The organism is Clostridium putrefaciens (assembly GCF_900461105.1).
In the GTDB taxonomy this organism is placed as follows: Bacteria; Bacillota; Clostridia; order Clostridiales; family Clostridiaceae; genus Clostridium_L; species Clostridium_L putrefaciens.
This window is the reverse complement of the sequence record NZ_UFWZ01000001.1, coordinates 1,909,083-1,924,816: the sequence shown is the minus strand read 5'-3', so window position 1 is coordinate 1,924,816 and position 15,734 is coordinate 1,909,083. Positions and strand designations below refer to the sequence as shown.

Sequence of the window (15,734 nt, the reverse complement as noted above, 5' to 3'; positions counted from 1 at the left end):
AAAGGACTATCCTTTAGGATAGTCCTTTTTAATTTAGTTTGCATTTAAATTTATTTTCTATGTAATCTTTAAATTCAAAAGCAAACTGAAGTTGAAAGTCATTTTTTGAAGAAGCTTTATTTAAAAGATTGCAAAAAGAAGATTTATTGCATTTATTTATATTATTATAATAGTCTTTAGAAATTTTCCAATACTTTTGAGGAAAGGCTAGGTATATAAAAATATACTTGTATTCATCAAGGGACAAAGGTCTTATGCTATCGTATATTTCAAGTACACTTATAGCTATTTCTAGATCCCACCGAGTATTATCTCTTTTTAGTAATCTTCTTAAAAAGTAAGATATATCATGGGTACAGTAATCAATTTTACATTTATCAAAATCTATAGTCCAGACATTGTTGTCATTGTCAAAGATTATATTTTTATTTACATAATCTCCATGGCATAAAGAAATGCTAAGATTACTCATAGATATGGTAGAAGATACGTCAAGGGATAACTTTGCAAGTTTCATACTACTTTCAAAATTATTTAAGAATATTTTTGAAAATTTATCTCCGTATTTAAAAGCTTTATTAGAAGAATTTAAAAGTTGTTCAAAATGCTTTTCTGTAGAAATCGTAATATCAGCATAAGCTTCTTTATACTTACTACCTTTTATTGGGATGAAATTGTCACAAGCATTATGAAATTTAGAAAGATTTAAAGCAGAATTTATGATGTTTTCTACGTTGTCATAGTCACACTTGTTTCCATCAATCCAAGGTGATAATATAAATAACATATTACTCTCCATTACGAATCGACCACCTGTATTTGTTGAGAGAATTCTTGGAACATTGATTTTATTTCTATATAACCACTCCATTGCAGAATATACAAATAATAATTCTTCTATATTGTAATATACCTTTTTTAAACAGTAAGAATTTATGCCGTTATCTATTTTATAAACAGCTCTTTGCTTATCAGTATCTTTAAATTTGATTTGTGTAACCTCGTAGTTTTGCAAATCATAGTAAGGAAGTATTACTTTTTTTATATTGCTTTCTAATAATAATTCATAGGAAATCCTTTTTGCTTCTGATGGCATTATAACACTCCTAAATATTAATTCACTATAATAATATTACTTTAAATTTCAGAATATACTAGAAAGTCAATTTTAATATTATATATATCTTAAATAGAGGATTTTTTAATAATATTATAGAATTTAATAATAAGGGGTGATGAAGTTGATTATCAGAGAGAAAATTGAAATGAATGAAAAAACCATATTTATAAAAGGTGCTGCCCTTTCAAAAGATACTGTGGGAAGAGAAAAAGAAGAGCAATTAGATAAAATCAGAACTCCTTATATGGTTGATAGGGATAGAATAGTTCATAGTAAGTCTTTTAGAAGGTTAAAACATAAAACGCAAGTATATATAAAGACATCAGGAGACCATTATAGAACTAGACTCACACATACATTAGAAGTCTCTCAGATATCTAAGACTATAGGAAAGGGCATTGGATTAAATGAAGATCTTATTGAAGCTATTGCTTTTGGACATGACATAGGACATGTAGCCTTTGCGCATAGTGGTGAGGAGGCATTAAATGAACTTGTAAAAGACGGATTTAAACACAACGAGCAAAGTGTTAGGGTTTTAAGATGTCTAGAGAAGGATGGACGAGGGTTAAATATAACCATAGAAGTTTTAGATGGTATTTTAAAACACAGTGGATTTTCTAAACTCACTAATAATAAAGCTATGACTTTAGAAGGACAAGTAGTAAAATATAGTGATAAAATAGCCTATGTAAATCATGACATAGATGATTCTGTAAGAGAAGGAATACTTAATACCTCGGATATCCCTAAAAATATAATCAAGGTTCTTGGCTGTACACATGGACAACGGATAAATACTTTGGTTAATGATTGTATTTATAATACATTAGATAACATAGAAAAGGGAATTATAGAAGTATCTTTAAGTGGTTTTGTAAATGAGTCATTGATAGAACTTCGAAAGTTTATGTTTGAAAATATATATTTAGGGAATATATTAAAAGAAGAGAGAAATAAAGCAAAGTTTGTTTTATATAATGTTTATAATTATTATATTAAAAACATAGAAAAAATGCCTACTCTATATAAAGAAATTGTAGAAAGAGAAGGAAGAGAAAGAGGCGTTACAGATTATATTGCTGGAATGAGCGATGATTATTGTCTTTTAGCGTTTAATAAAATTTATGTTCCAAAGTTTGTAATATATTAGGTAATTTAGGGATAATTTTACTAGCATTATGGGCAGACTATTAATGAATTTATAAGAGTATATATATATATATATATATAAATTTGAAGGATATTTAAGATTTATGAAGAATATATAATTAAAAGGTTATTATATTCTTTAAAGTATTATAATATTACAAAAAACAAACAAAATAAAAAGGAATATGATATTTTATGTCGAATACATAATGCCTTAATTAAATTATGCATTAGGATAGGTGGGAAAATTATTGGCCATACCAGAAGAAGTAATAGAAAGGATAAAAGAACAAAATGATATAGTAGATATTATATCTGAAAAGGTTAAGTTAAAGCATTCAGGAAGAAATTATCTTGGGCTTTGTCCTTTTCATAATGAAAAAACACCATCCTTTAGTGTGTCAGTAGATAAACAAATTTATAAGTGCTTTGGTTGTGGAGAAGCAGGTAATGTTATCACCTTTGTGATGAAAACTAAAGGTTTGTCTTATGTAGAATCTATAGAGTATCTTGCAGAAAAGGCTAATATAAGTATAGAACAAGGCAAAGATAAAAAGGTAAAAGATAAAAAGGATATTTTATATAAGATAAACGTGGAAGCAGCTAGGTTTTTTTTCAACAATTTAAATAATAACTTAAAAGAAAAAGAATACTTTCTAAAAAGAGGTATAACACAAGTAACAATAAGAAGGTTTGGACTTGGATATTCATTAAATAACTGGGAGGAGTTACTTAGTTTTTTGAAAAGGAAGGGATTTTCTAATGAATTAGTAAGTGAAGCAGGCCTTGCTATAGCTAAAGACAAAGGTGGTTTTTATGATAGGTTTAGAAATAGGGTCATGTTTCCTGTTTTTGACCATCGTGGAAAAGTTATAGGTTTTGGAGGTAGAGTGCTAGATGACTCTAAACCTAAATATCTAAATTCACCTGAAACACAGATATTTTCAAAAAGGACTAATCTTTATGGACTTAACTTTGCTATAAAAGATAATAAAGATAGATGTCTCGTTATCGTAGAGGGGTATATGGATTGTATATCACTTCATCAAGTTGGAATAACCAATGTGGTTGCATCTCTTGGGACTGCACTTACCGTAAACCAGGCTAGATTATTAAAAAGGTATGCTGACACGGCTATTATAGCTTATGATGCAGATATTGCAGGCCAAAATGCTACGCTTAGAGGACTAGATGTATTAAAAGGGGTAGGTCTTGATGTAAAAGTTCTTACAGTACCTGATGGTAAAGATCCAGATGGATATGTAAGAATTCATGGAAAGGAAGAGTTCCTAAAATTAATATCGAATTCAGTTCCATTGATAGATTATAAATTAAATAGAGCAAAAGAGAACAAAAATCTATTTAAAGAGACAGACTTAATTCAATATGCAAAGGAAGTTACAGAGATAGTTGAAGATTTGAATCCTATTGAGCAGGATATTTATATAAAAAAGGTGTCGGAGCAAACAGGAATAAAAGAGCAATCATTTTATGATAGTGTTAAGAAACTTAATAATAAAGAAATTCAATCTAATAAAAAAGTGAATAGCACAGAAGGTTTTGGTTCAAAATCATATTTAGAACCAGCTTATGTAAAAGCTGAAAGAAGTTTACTTAACTTAATGATAGAAGATATACAAATATATGAATATATTAAAGAAAATATGGGAAAAGATAGTTTTATAATAGATACACATAAAAAGATACTTGATTTTATATTAGATAGTGAACATATAAAAGGAATAGATAGATATAAATATATTGAATCTAAATGTGACGATGCTGAAAGTATTAAAGAATGGACACTTATTAAAGAAGTTAAGCCTTTAGACGAAGATAGTGATAAGGTAAAGGTTGTTAAAGATTATTTTGAAAAGATTAAAAATTATAGGCTAGAGGAGTCGAAAAACAAAATTATGATTAGAATGAAAGAATTGGAACTAAGCGGTAATATAGATGAGTCCATGAGGTTAACAACAGAACTTATGAAAATTCAAAAAGCAGAAGGGAGGGAGTAAGTATGGCGGAGTTAGGAAAGTCACTTAAAGACAAAGGCGAAAAAATGGCTTTAGTTAAAAAACTTATGGAAAAGGGTAAGAAGGCTGGCTCATTAAGTTACAAAGAAATTATGGATGAACTTGATGAAATAGATTTAAATCCAGAACAGATTGAAAAGATATACGAAGTATTAGAATCATTAGGAATAGAGATAAACGGAGATATACAAGAGGAAGCTACACCAGAAGAGACAACTGTAGATTTATCAGTACCTGAAGGTGTTTCTATAGATGACCCTGTAAGAATGTATTTAAAAGAAATAGGAAAAGTGCCACTTTTAACCTCCCAAGAAGAAGTGGATTTAGCAATGAAAATAGAAGAGGGGAACTTAGCTGCTAAAAAGAAGTTAGCGGAAGCTAATCTTAGGCTTGTAGTAAGTATTGCCAAAAGATATGTAGGTAGAGGGATGATGTTCTTAGACCTTATACAAGAAGGTAATTTAGGGCTTATAAAAGCAGTAGAAAAGTTTGATTATAGAAAAGGTTATAAATTTAGTACCTATGCTACATGGTGGATAAGGCAGGCAATTACTAGAGCAATTGCAGATCAAGCAAGAACTATTAGGATCCCAGTTCACATGGTAGAAACTATAAACAAATTAATAAGAGTTGAAAGACAACTGCTTCAAGAACTTGGGAGATCACCTCAGCCAGAAGAAATTGCAACTATAATGGATATGCCAGTAGAAAAGGTTAGAGAAATTATGAAAATAGCTCAAGAGCCAGTATCCCTAGAAACTCCTATTGGAGAGGAAGAAGATAGTCATCTAGGAGACTTCATACCAGATGATGATGCCTTAGCTCCAGCGGAGGCGGCTGCATTTACTATGCTTAAAGAGCAATTGATAAGTGTTTTAGATACACTAACACCAAGAGAAGAAAAAGTATTGAGGCTTAGATTTGGACTTGATGATGGTAGAGCAAGGACTCTTGAAGAAGTAGGAAAAGAGTTTAATGTAACAAGAGAGAGAATAAGACAAATTGAAGCAAAGGCATTAAGAAAGTTAAGGCATCCAAGCAGAAGCAAGAAATTAAAAGATTATTTAGATTAAAATGTAAAAGAGAGTAATTTTAAAAAGTCTTTATTCAAAATATAATAATTTTGAGTGAGGACTTTTTAAATTTAAGGGAGGAAAGTAAAGAAGTATGGAATTAAGTAATAGATTAAATAAACTAATTAACCTTTGTGATCAGTGTAACACTATAGCTGATATAGGAACTGATCATGGATACATACCAATAAATCTTATAGAAAGAGGTATTTGTAATTTTTCTATTGCGTCTGATATAAATACTCATCCAGTAGAAAGAGCGAAAGGTAATGTTAAAAGTTATGGACTAGAAAAGAAAATAAAATGCAAAAAGGGATCAGGATTAAACACAATTAAAGATGAAAATGTTCAAGGGGTTATTATAGCAGGAATGGGTGGAAATCTTATAAAAGAAATACTTATAGAAAATTTAAGTATGGTTAAAACCCTCCAATACCTGGTTTTGCAACCAACTCAGAATCCAGAGGTATTAAGAGAGTACCTTTATAATAATAATTTTGAAATTTTAGATGAAGAAATGTGCATAGATGAAGATATTTACTATGAATTCTTTAAGATAAGACATGGTGGTAATGGATTTAAAACAAATGAAGATATATATTATACTGTAAGTCCCCTTCTGATAGATAAAAATCATCCATTAATAAAAGAGTATATTATATCTAAAATACAACAATCAGATAAAATACTATTAAATTTAAAAGGTAATACAGTAAATTCAATTGATAGAAAGTTGTTCTTAGAAGATTTTAAAATTAAGTTAGAAAGGTTGTTAATTTAATTATGATAGTGCAAGATATTATAGATTATATGGAATGTATAGCACCAGTTGAATTAAAGGAATCCTACGATAATGTAGGTCTTATTATAGGAAATAAAGAAAGTCAGGTTAAATCTATTCTATTTTGTTTAGATTGTAACTTAGATGTTATAAATGAGGCTAAGTTAAAGTGTGTAGATATGATAATATCACATCACCCTCTACTTTTTAAAAAGCCAACATCTATAACCACAGAAACACTTCAAGGGAAAAAGATTATTGAACTTATAAAAGCTGATATAAATCTTTATAGCAGTCATACAAATTTAGACTCAGTAAAAGATGGAATGAATGATACCATGATAAAATTATTAGATTTAAATATAAAAGATACCTATATAATAGATAAATCTACTAGAAGTATAGAAGAGGCAGGCATAGGACGAATAATAGAACTTACATCAGCTACTACTGCAAAGGAATTATGCTCTATAGTTAAAGAAAAATTTCAGTTACAAAATATAAGGTTTGTTGGAAGTTTAAATAATAAAATAACTAAGATAGCATTAATAAATGGAAGCGGACAGGACTATTTTGAAGCAGCTAGAAATTTAGGTGCGCAGTGTATAATTACTGGAGATACTACATATCACTTCGTTAGTGATTATAAAGAAATGGGATTATTTATAATAGATTTGGGCCATTTTAGCTGTGAATGGCCACTATTTAAAATTATTTCTAAAAACATAAAAAAACATATAAAATCAAAGGATTCAACTGTCAAGGTATCTTTTTCTGAGGTTGAAAAAGAACCTTATGAAATATTTTAAATAAATTTAAAGAAATACTTTGATTTTCTTTGCGTAATGTGTTATCATTGTTTTTGCAAGTAAACCAAGCAATCGCTGCTGAGAATTTCTCAGGAGAGGAAAGTCCGAGCTCCATAGAGCAGGGTGCTGGGTAACTCCCAGTAGAGGTGACTCTAAGGATAGTGCAACAGAGAGATACCGCCAGAATCATCGTAAGATGATGAGTTAGTCTTTGACTACTGGCAAGGATGGAAAGGCGAGGTAAGAGCTCACCAGCGCATTGGCGACTTTGCGGCTATGTAAACCCCATCTGGAGCAAGACCGAATAGGAAGGTAAATGGAACTGCTCGTTCTGCCTTCGGGTGCGTCGCTGGAGCCTATTGGTAACAATGGGCCTAGATAGATGATTGCTTAATACAGAACTCGGCTTACAGGTTTGTCTCGCATACTTATAACACTCGCTTTTGTTGAGTGTTATTTTTATATATAGATATAAATAAGGAGGTATAATTTTGATATTATCAGGAAAAGAAATTCAAAATAAAATCGGAAAAGAAATATGTATAGAACCTTTTAATAAGTCTCAAATTAATCCCAACAGCTATAATCTAAAGCTTCATAATGAGCTTTTGGTTTATGATAACCATATCTTAGATATGAAGAAAGAGAATAAAGCAAAAAAGATTATTATACCTAATGAGGGAATTTTATTAGAGCCTAACAAGCTTTATCTTGGTAGGACATTAGAATATACTAAGACTCAAGACTACGTTCCCATGCTAGAAGGGAGATCGTCTGTAGGTAGACTTGGTCTATTTGTTCATATAACAGCAGGGTTTGGTGATGTTGGATTTAATGGATACTGGACACTTGAAATGTTTTGTATTCAACCTATTAGGATTTATGCTGGAGTGGAAATATGTCAGATATATTACCACAAGATTGAAGGGGATTATGATAAATATATAAGTGGCAAGTATCAAAACAATAGTGATATACAGCCAAGTTTGTTATTTAAAGATTTTAAGGAAGAATAAATAGTGAAAACACCTAAGCTTTTAAGCCTAGGTGTTTTGTTTTAATTGTTATTAGGTTTAGTTTCTGGTGGTGTCACAGGTAGCTCTATTGGTGGAATATTAACATTCCCGCTTTCGGGTTTATCAGGAGATGGGGGAATTACCTTTTCATCTTTAATAATTTTATCAGGTTCTGGAGGTAACTTATAATCATCTAGTTCTGTAGGTTCAACCATATAAGTATTCGTAGCAGAACCGGAATAAGATTTACTTATAAATACCCTTGTTTCAATAAGTCCCTTTGGTGTATTTCCAGTGGCCCTTTTACCATTAAGTCTGTTTATTTTAACCTCTATATGGGCATCACATAAAGAATTTGGAATGGTGCCTTCAATAAAATAATCTTCAATTATTCTATGTTCACCCCTAGGATCTTTTGAACAAAGACTTGTGGCAATTTTTCCAGAGTCTAAGCATACCTTTGACATTTTAAGCCCTTCTGGAGCATTAATGTCTTTAACATCTAATCCTTCATGAACCTTTTCCATAAGTTTACGCCATAAGATTCCAGCAGTGTTACCACTTGCAGTTTCTCCATTGCCATTAGTTTTAATTTCCTTTGGAGTATCACTTCCTATCCAAACCGCGGCTGAATAATAAGGAGTAAGTCCAGAAAACCAAAGATTTTTATTTGCTTCAGAAGTACCGGTTTTACCAGCTACAGGCATATTACTAAACTTAGCATTTCTACCACTGTAGTTTACAACTGGTCCTTTAAGCATATCGTATAGTATATAGGATGCTTCAGGAGACATAACTTTTCTTTTGTTTGGTTTCTTTTCTAAAATTACCTTTCCTGTTCTGTCTGTTACCTTGGTGTAGAGTATAGGTTCTGTATATATACCATTGTTTCCGAAAGTACCATAAGCAGCAGCCATATATAGTGGATTAGAACCATCTTTATCTTTAGGATCATTATCAAACTCTCCAAGGGATATAGCGGAGAGCGATTCTTGTGATCTTTTGTTAAATATAAGTCCGAATTTTTTACCGTACGCTACGCCGTTAGACTTTCCAATCTTATCTTCTAACTTTAAAGCAGCAATGTTAACTGAGTAAGTTAGTGCTGTTCTTAAGGTTATAGGTCCTCTAAATTTACCATCTACGTTTTTTACAACATCACCCTTGCTAAAACCAAACCTTGTAAATTCATCATCCGTTAATGGAGTATCATTTATTAGAGAACTTGCACTTGCAAGCTTCATGTCTATAGCTGGACCATATACTGTTAAAGGCTTAATAGCAGATCCTGTAGGTTTTAAAAAACCTAATGAGGCTCCTCTATTATAGGATGTAGGTGGAAGATCACCTCTGCCTCCGATTATAGTTTTTACTTCACCACTTTTATAGTCCATTATAGCAGCTCCTACTTGAGGCTGGACAACATCTATATTGCCGCTTTTAATGGTATATTCTTGAATATTTATATATTTAGTTGTGTTATTTATTATATCTTGAGAATAGTCTTGTAGATCTTTATCCATAGTAGTATAAATCTTTAAACCGCCATAGGTAACTAGTCTTGAAACCTCTTTGTCTGTATAGTTATACTGACTTTTTAAATCAGCTTTTACTCTTTTTAAAACTTCCCAAGAAAACCACTCATAATTTAATTTTTCTTCATAATTTGGCTTTTCAAATACTAAGGAACCATTATCTAAATCTTCTATAGCGGTATTATATCTTTCCTCATCGATACTTCCCATTTCTAACATCTTTTGTAATACAATCTTAGTCCTGTTTAGATATTTTGATGGGTCTTTTTGTGAGGAGGGTGAAAATGGGTAGTATATTGATGGACTTTGATTCATACCAGCTAAGTAAGCAGATTCAATAAGATTTAATTCTATAGCAGGCTTATTGAAGTACTGGTTAGAAGCTTCTTCTACTCCGTTAGCTTTTCCACCTAAAAATATGGTGTTTAAATAGGCTTCTAATATTTGATCTTTATTTAACTTTTTTTCAAGTTCAATAGCTAAATACATCTCTTGAACCTTTCTTTTTAATGAAACCTTAGGGGTTAAAAGAGTGTTTTTAAGGAGTTGCTGTGTTATAGTAGATGCTCCATGAAGACCAGACTTACCCGTTATTTTATTCTTCACATCTATGTACACGGCCCCGAATACTCTTTTAACATCTATTCCATGATGCTCTTTAAAACGTTCGTCTTCTATGCTTATAAAAGCATTTTGAAGATCTATTGGCATTTTATCAATGGTAATAACTGTCCTCTTTTCATCTGTTGGAACGTTATCCATGTAACCCTCTTTATTATCATACATTACAGATACTTCATTTAATAATAATAATTCGTTTATATTTAGTGCTGGAGCAGATTTAATCATAGAGTATCCAATTCCTAAAAGAGCAGTTCCTGAAAATAAGCATATAAATAAAAAAATTAATAATATATTCTTTAATATATGCTTATTATTTTTATCCTTTTTTGTTTTATTCTTATGCTGAACCATAAGTTCCTCCTATCTTCTATCCAAAATTAACTTTATTTAAATTGGTCAGATTTAAAATATTATACCATATTATATCATATTATAAAATGATTAGATTATAAAAACTTATTTTTAGTGGAGGATATAAAATGAAAATAAAAAGGGTGTCAATTTTGAAAGTGATATTTTCTTTATGTATTGTCTTTTTTATAGGCATAATATCTTTATATTTTATAGATAAAAGTATAGGATCTAGGGCTGTATATGTGGCTAATGCAGAGGTGCGCATAAGGGTTAATGAAATTATAAATGAAAATATATTAAAGGAGTATTCGAAGGGATTTGATTACAATGATATTATAAATATAGATAAGGATAACCAAGGAGATATAGTAATGCTTAGAGCAGATACAATAAAACTTAATTACTTATCAATAAATGTGGCTATGAAATGTCAAAGTGAGATAAAGCACCTTGCTGATATAGGTATAAAAATACCTCTTGGATATGTATTTAATAATAATGTATTATCAAATGTAGGACCAGATATTAATATAAGAATACGTACTATTGGAGATACTAAGGTAAGTTATAGTTCTATTTTTGAAAGTGCAGGTATAAATCAAACTAGGCATAAGATATATGTCCAAGTTGTAAGTAATATTAGGGTTGTAATACCTTTTAATAGTTCTGATATAGAGGTTATATGTGAAATGCCTGTAAGTGAGACAATAATAGTAGGGAAGGTTCCAAGAACATCGGTGGACCTAGACTTAATACATTAATAATAAAGGGTTGTTATTAACAAATGCGAGTTGTAAGAAAGTATTAACTGTAACACAATGTAAGTGAAATTAAATAAGTGTATCACTATATAAAATATAGTCATACACTTATTTAATAGTAACTTTAAGGTTACTCCCAGTTGAAAACGTAAGGTATATTTCTATAATGATCACCATAATTAAGACCATAACCAACTACGAATACATCTTCTATTTCAAAACAACAAAAATCAGGCTTTATGTCTACACTTCTTCTTTCTGGTTTGTCTAGAAGAACACAACATTTAACACTAGATGCTCCTAAAGACTGAACATGATTTTTAACAAATTCCATAGTTATACCACTATCTACAATATCATCTACTATTAAAACATCATACGAAGTTATGTCGTCTGGAATGTCATTAACAACTTTAACTAAACCAGAGCTTTCTTCACCATGACCATAACTAGAAGTAGTCATAAATCCTATTTTAGTAGGTACAGTAATATTTCTTACGAGGTCTGCTGTAAAAATAAAGCTTCCTCTTAATAAAGATAGCACATACAAGTTTTTCCCTTTATAATATTCTGAAAGACTTTTGCCAACTTCAATTATCCTATTAGATATTTCTTTTTCACTTATTAGTATGTTACGATTCTTTTCTTCCATTGCTATCCTCCATTTATGATATTTACAAAAAAATTATATAATTAATATACCTTTTAAAAGTTCCAATTTCAAGACTTTTTATTTAGGTTTGTAAATCTAACAGTTAAAACTGAGAAATTTATTTTAATATAGTAGTGTATTTATCAAAATATATACACTCAATTAGTATTTTCTAAATACTAATTATAGACTACTTTACGGTGTAATCATGATGTAGTCTATTTACAACCATGTTCTTATGGTATAAAATTATATGAAAGTTGAAAAGTATAATGTAATTGAATTTAAACATTATATTTTACTTTTCGAAGCATGCGTGTTTTATATGAGATATTTATAAAAATAAAATGTTAGAATAGTTATAAAAGGAGTGAAGATTATGATATATGGAAGTATAGAGGGTGTAAAAAAAAGCATAATAGATAGCTTAGAAGATATAAATGAAATGACGTTACCAAAGTATATGTTATTTACTGAAGAAATTTTAAATATTTTAGTAGATAGTAGCTCTCGCCTCGGAAGGGAAATAAGTGTCGCCATAGATAGAAAAGGTAAAGTTGTGGGTGTTGCCATAGGAGACAGTAGTACTGTGGAAATACCTATGATTAATATAAAAGAAAAGAAGCTTTCAGGAGTTAGGATAATACATACCCATCCAAATGGAAATTCAAGATTATCTGCAATTGATAACTCAGCCTTACTTAAGTTAAAACTAGACTGTATAGTTGCAATAGGAATCTTTAATGAAAAGCTTACGGATATAAGTGTTGGGTTTTGTGATGTTAAAGAAAATTTATTAATACCAGAACTTATGGAAGGATTAACTTTGAAAGAAAGTTTGAACTTTGACTTTATGGATAAGGTTAAAAATATTGAGACGATAATTGAAAGTAATGAAATAGATGAGGATAACGGAGAAAAAGCGATTATAGTTGGTTCTGATACAGAAGAAAGCTTAGATGAACTAGGTCAATTAGCAAAAGCTTGTGATATTCCTGTGCTTTTTAGTGTATTTCAAAATAGAAGTAAGATAGATCCAACCTACTATATTGGAAAAGGTAAGGTAGAGGAAGTAGCCTTATTAAGGCAGGGATTAAGAGCAAATGTAGTAATATTTGATGATGAGCTTTCGGGATCTCAGGTAAGGAATCTTGAGGAAGTTATTGGATGTAAGGTAATAGACAGAACTACATTGATATTAGAAATATTTGCCACAAGGGCTAAAACAAAGGAATCAAAAATACAAGTAGAACTTGCTCAATTGAAATATAGACTTTCAAGGCTTACAGGTCTTGGTACTATACTTTCAAGAACTGGTGGAGGAATAGGAACAAGGGGACCTGGAGAAAAGAAACTAGAAACAGATAGAAGACATATAAGAGAAACAGTATATGATTTAACATCGGAACTTTCTAAAATTAAGAAGACTAGAGAAACCCAAAGAGAAAAAAGGAATAAACAAAATATACCACAGGTATCTTTAGTGGGTTACACTAATTCAGGAAAGTCTACACTAAGAAATGCTTTATACGATATGGCAATGCCAAAGGATTCTATTGAAAAATCAAAGGTTTTTGAAGCAGATATGTTATTTGCAACATTAGATACAACAACAAGGGCTATAAACCTTTTAGATAATAGACTAATTACTTTAACTGACACTGTGGGATTTGTTAGAAAGTTGCCTCATGAATTAGTAGAAGCATTTAAGTCTACTCTAGAGGAAGTTATTTATTCTGAAATTTTAATACACGTAGTAGACTCATCAGCAGAGTACGTTGATGAACAAATAGAAGCGGTAGAAGACGTATTAAGTGAACTAGGTGTAGAAGATAAATCTATGATACTTGCATTAAATAAAATAGATAATATAAGTAAAGAAGGTTTAGAAGAATTAATCAATAGATACAAGGAAAAGTATCAGATTGTTTCAATATCAGCTAAAGAAAATATAAACCTTGAATTATTACTAGAAACCATTGCAAACAAATTGCCTAACAAGCTAAAAGAAGTGGAATACGTAATACCTTATAGTGAACAATCTGCTGTAGCATATTTACACAGAAATGCAAAAATAATAGAATCTACTTATGAAGATGAAGGTACTTATATAAAAGCACAAGTTGATGACGAAATTTACAATAAATGTAGACAGTTCATTAAAGGAATTTAATATTTATAATTGAATGGTACTTATATTAAATGTAGATAATTATAAAAGGGGAAGAGAAGACATGGATAATATCATATTGAAATACCAAAAGGCTTTTAATTCGCTTATGAATAAAATGAAACCAAGTGAAAATATTTTAGCAGTTATGGTTTTTGGAAGTATGGTTACAGGAGACTTTTGGGAAGAATCGGATATAGATCTTTTTGTTATATTAAAAGATTATTCTAATGAAATTAAAAATATATATACAGAGGAAAAAGAAGTAGCTGTACACATAAAACTTATGAGTAAGGAAAAGTTTTTGCAACTTCATGAAAGTGATCTTAGGGGAGGATTTATCCATAGGATATTTGCCTCCTCAAGATTAGTGTTTTCAAAGGACTTAGATGTAACTACAAGATATAATAATGGAAGATATTATCCCGATTTAGATAGAGAAAGATGGAATATGGTATACCTTGGTAGAACCCTTAAAAGTATTGGTGTTTGCAAAAAATATTTAAGAAATGATGGAGTATATGTTGCTTATAGTACTGCAATTCGTGCTGTAGAGGACTTTGCAAGACTATATGTAAACTGTAATGGTTATATGATAAGCAAAGATGCTACTTCTATGGCAATGAATATCAACGATGAATTTAAAGAATGTGTTGATAAGTTATTTTTTAGTAAAGATGATTCATCTAAAATAGTGCAAGAAACTTTAGACTTTTTAAAGGTATCTGTAGATAAAAATATAAAAGAGGGTACTAGGTTACTGATTGAATTTATGAGGGTAAAAGATGATCTTTTAAGTGCAGAAGAAATAAAAAATGATCCATTATTTGAAAGCTATGAAATAGATATGGAAGATATATTAAATGAACTTTGGAAAAAGAATCTCATAAAAAAAGATTTTAGAAATTATAATGATTTAAAGGGAAACTATATAATTAAAGAAAATGTATACTTTATTTAATTATATAGTTTCTTATTTAAAATAAGAAAGAGGTATGATTTTGAAATATATAACTGTAAAACAGGAAGCTAATGATGAATTTGAAGAGAAAAGGTCCCTTTTTATTGGTTATATTAAAAGAATAGAAGTGGAAGAGGAAGCGAAGGGTTTTATACAACATATAAAGTCTAAGCATAAAGATGCTACACATAATGTTTATGCTTACATAGTTGGGGAAAATCTTGAAATACAAAGGTATAGTGATGATGGGGAACCTCAAGGTACTGCAGGAATACCAATTTTAGAAGTGATTAAAAAAACAGGTATTACTGATTGTGTAATTGTTGTAACTAGATATTTTGGAGGTACACTTTTAGGAACGGGGGGGCTTATAAGAGCCTATACCAAAGGTGCTAGCTTAGCTATTAAAAAGTCAGGCATAGTAGAAAAGGTAAGTGGGGTTTTATTGAAGCTTATTCTAGAATATGAATCATTAGGTAAAGTTCAGTTTATATGTAACGAAAACAAATGGTATATTGAAGATACATTGTATACAGACAAAGTAGAGATTAATATATATAGTGAAATAGAAAATATAGAAATTATTGAAACTAAAATTACAGATGCTACTAGTGGTAAAATCACTATAACAAAAGGTGAACAAGATATATTTTTCAAAAAAGATAATAGATTGTTTAAGGATATATAATT

Annotated in this window: 13 protein-coding genes and 1 other RNA gene; 11 read left to right on the top strand and 3 right to left on the bottom strand. The window is 30.0% G+C overall.

Features of this window, described 5'->3' with window-relative positions:
* Window positions 1-28: 28 nt before the first annotated feature.
* Window positions 29-1,096, bottom strand: a complete 1,068-nt coding sequence (locus DY168_RS08490) for a CotS family spore coat protein (RefSeq protein ID WP_115641381.1) — start codon at window positions 1,094-1,096, stop codon at window positions 29-31.
* 145 nt (window positions 1,097-1,241) lie between these two features.
* Between DY168_RS08490 and DY168_RS08485 the strand changes: the two genes are divergently transcribed.
* From DY168_RS08485 to dcd, 7 genes are all read left to right on the top strand, one after another.
* On the top strand, window positions 1,242-2,273 hold the full coding sequence (locus DY168_RS08485) for a deoxyguanosinetriphosphate triphosphohydrolase (RefSeq protein WP_115641380.1): 1,032 nt from the start codon (window positions 1,242-1,244) through the stop codon (window positions 2,271-2,273).
* Window positions 2,274-2,523: 250 nt separating this feature from the next.
* Window positions 2,524-4,290 carry a DNA primase gene (dnaG, locus tag DY168_RS08480; protein ID WP_115641379.1) on the top strand — a complete coding sequence of 589 codons (1,767 nt, stop codon included), beginning with the start codon at window positions 2,524-2,526 and terminating at the stop codon, window positions 4,288-4,290.
* Window positions 4,291-4,292: 2 nt separating this feature from the next.
* Entirely contained in the window at window positions 4,293-5,381 is a 1,089-nt protein-coding gene (gene rpoD / locus DY168_RS08475; protein ID WP_115641378.1) for an RNA polymerase sigma factor RpoD, read from the top strand.
* Window positions 5,382-5,475: 94 nt separating this feature from the next.
* The gene (locus DY168_RS08470; protein WP_115641377.1) at window positions 5,476-6,162 is read left to right on the top strand and encodes a tRNA (adenine(22)-N(1))-methyltransferase; all 687 of its coding nucleotides are present in this window, start codon (window positions 5,476-5,478) and stop codon (window positions 6,160-6,162) included.
* 2 nt (window positions 6,163-6,164) lie between these two features.
* Window positions 6,165-6,971 (top strand): Nif3-like dinuclear metal center hexameric protein, encoded by an 807-nt coding sequence (locus DY168_RS08465; protein WP_115641376.1) that lies wholly within the window; start codon window positions 6,165-6,167, stop codon window positions 6,969-6,971.
* A gap of 56 nt (window positions 6,972-7,027) precedes the next feature.
* Window positions 7,028-7,398, top strand: an RNA gene (rnpB, locus tag DY168_RS08460) — RNase P RNA component class A.
* Window positions 7,399-7,462: 64 nt separating this feature from the next.
* Window positions 7,463-7,987 (top strand): dCTP deaminase, encoded by a 525-nt coding sequence (gene dcd, locus DY168_RS08455; RefSeq protein ID WP_115641375.1) that lies wholly within the window; start codon window positions 7,463-7,465, stop codon window positions 7,985-7,987.
* 41 nt (window positions 7,988-8,028) lie between these two features.
* Here the strand turns inward: dcd and DY168_RS08450 are convergent, their stop codons facing one another.
* Window positions 8,029-10,497: a transglycosylase domain-containing protein gene (locus DY168_RS08450; RefSeq protein WP_115641374.1), complete on the bottom strand. Its 2,469-nt coding sequence runs from the start codon at window positions 10,495-10,497 to the stop codon at window positions 8,029-8,031.
* Window positions 10,498-10,625: 128 nt separating this feature from the next.
* Between DY168_RS08450 and yunB the strand changes: the two genes are divergently transcribed.
* Window positions 10,626-11,261 carry a sporulation protein YunB gene (yunB, locus tag DY168_RS08445; protein WP_115641373.1) on the top strand — a complete coding sequence of 212 codons (636 nt, stop codon included), beginning with the start codon at window positions 10,626-10,628 and terminating at the stop codon, window positions 11,259-11,261.
* Window positions 11,262-11,391: 130 nt separating this feature from the next.
* Here the strand turns inward: yunB and hpt are convergent, their stop codons facing one another.
* Complete coding sequence (gene hpt / locus DY168_RS08440) at window positions 11,392-11,913, bottom strand: hypoxanthine phosphoribosyltransferase (RefSeq protein ID WP_115641372.1); 522 nt, start codon at window positions 11,911-11,913, stop codon at window positions 11,392-11,394.
* A gap of 379 nt (window positions 11,914-12,292) precedes the next feature.
* Between hpt and hflX the strand changes: the two genes are divergently transcribed.
* From hflX to DY168_RS08425, 3 genes are all read left to right on the top strand, one after another.
* On the top strand, window positions 12,293-14,086 hold the full coding sequence (gene hflX, locus DY168_RS08435) for a GTPase HflX (RefSeq protein WP_115641371.1): 1,794 nt from the start codon (window positions 12,293-12,295) through the stop codon (window positions 14,084-14,086).
* Between the two features lie 61 nt (window positions 14,087-14,147).
* The gene (locus DY168_RS08430; RefSeq protein WP_115641370.1) at window positions 14,148-15,044 is read left to right on the top strand and encodes a nucleotidyltransferase domain-containing protein; all 897 of its coding nucleotides are present in this window, start codon (window positions 14,148-14,150) and stop codon (window positions 15,042-15,044) included.
* A 40-nt stretch (window positions 15,045-15,084) separates the two neighbouring features.
* A complete protein-coding gene (locus DY168_RS08425) occupies window positions 15,085-15,732 on the top strand; it encodes a YigZ family protein (RefSeq protein ID WP_115641369.1) in 648 nt (215 codons plus the stop codon).
* The last annotated feature ends 2 nt before the right edge of the window (window positions 15,733-15,734 follow it).